The organism is Paenibacillus humicus NBRC 102415, from assembly GCF_004000905.1.
GTDB lineage: Bacteria > Bacillota > Bacilli > Paenibacillales > Paenibacillaceae > Paenibacillus_O > Paenibacillus_O humicus.
Genome location: NZ_BIMD01000106.1, coordinates 1 through 1,564 on the forward strand (window position 1 = coordinate 1; position 1,564 = coordinate 1,564).

General features: G+C 53.6%; 1 protein-coding gene. It reads right to left on the reverse strand.

What is annotated here, in order from left to right; all coding sequences use genetic code 11:
- Nucleotides 1–1,208 (reverse strand): S-layer homology domain-containing protein (locus tag PHU01S_RS25480; protein WP_164763205.1); only part of this gene is annotated, 1,208 nt, incomplete at its 3' end.
- Nucleotides 1,209–1,564 lie beyond the last annotated feature (356 nt).

Below are 1,564 nucleotides of genomic sequence, written 5' to 3' on the forward strand. Positions count from 1 at the left end.
GCCGCGATAGCCGCCTCCGCTTCCGTCAGGCGCGTGATAGCTCCTACAAGCGCCTTTTGGTTTGCGGTCAGAGCTTCATAGGCCGTACGCGCTTGACTTGCAGCTGCTTTGTCGGCCAGAGTGATCCCCTCTTTTGATGGCAAGGCGGCGATCTGGGCTTTCACCAGATCGGCTGCTGCCTGGTCTGCTGCTGCTTGCGCTTCCAGCGCCGCAATAGCCGCCTCTGCATCCGTCAAGCGGGCGATATCTCCTACAAGTATCTTCTGAGTTGCAGTCAGAGCTTCATAGGCCGTTCGTGCTTGAGCTGCAGCTGCTTTGTCGGCCAGAGTGATGGCCTCTTTTGCCGGCAAGGCGGCGATTTGGGCTTTCACCAGATCGGCCGCTGCCTGGTCGGCTGGATCTGGTGTTGGCGTTGGCGTTGGTGTTGGTGTTGGTGTTGGTGTTGGCGTTGGTGTTGGTGTTGTTGGTGCCGGTGTTGGTGTCGATGTCGGTGTCGGTGTTGGTGTCGGCGTTGGTGTCGGTGTTGGCGTTGGTGTCGGTGTTGGTGTTGGTATCGGCGTTGGTGTCGCAGATGGCTTTGGCTGTTCTTCCAGGCGGGTCAGCAACTTGGAAGTGACCAGGGCTGCATCCTGGCGGCTTGCTTCATTGACCGGCCTGAACGTGCCGTCGGGATTTCCCGCGATGAGGCCGAGTTCAACTGCAGCGCCAACCGCGTCTTTTGCCCAGCTGGAAATGGAAGCCGCATCAGAGAAAGGTAAATGCTGGCCTTTTCCGCTGCTGTCGACACCCAGCGCATTAATAAATGTAACTGCCATCTGCTCACGGGTGAGGCTCAGGCTGGCGCCAAAGGCCCCATTGCCCATGCCTTTAAACAAACCTGCCTTTACCGCTGCTTCTACAGCGGCAAAAGCATAATTGCCGTTCGGGACGTCTTTGAAGGTAGCCTTTGATGGGGGACTGCCAAGATCCAGCTTGAGAGCTTTTGCCAGTATAATGGCAAAGTCCTGCCGCTTTATCGTGCCGGACGGGTCGAATTTGCCGTCGCCGATACCGTTGATGATCCCCATTTCGGCAAGCTTATTAATGGCGTCTTTGGCATAGCTGCCTGTAATATCGGTCAAAGATTCTTGTGCGGAAGCGTGGGGTACCAGAACGCTGAGCAACGCGGCCGTCGACAGGATAGACAATGATTTGGCTTTAAAACTCATTTTTATCTTGATCTCCTCAAATGGTTATTTCCCAGAAAATAAGGTTTCGCAGCAGATGAATATAGCACACTTAAACTATTGTATTTATCGGTAAATCTTTAAGCAAGATAAATGATTTTGATCGAAAAGGCGTGCAGATATCCCTTTTTATCACGGAGATGACACCCGCCGGAAGGCAGCTATCGGAATTTCTCCGCAACAAAGGCACTTTTTTTGCAGCTATGCCGTTCAACAGCGGGCATCCACACCGTCTCATGAAGCGGAGGATTCGCTTCTCCCGTGTCTTACCGGCTGTAAACTGTACATGCTCGAAGGGAGTAGAACAACAAAAAAACCGGCCTCTGAGGCCGGTTATA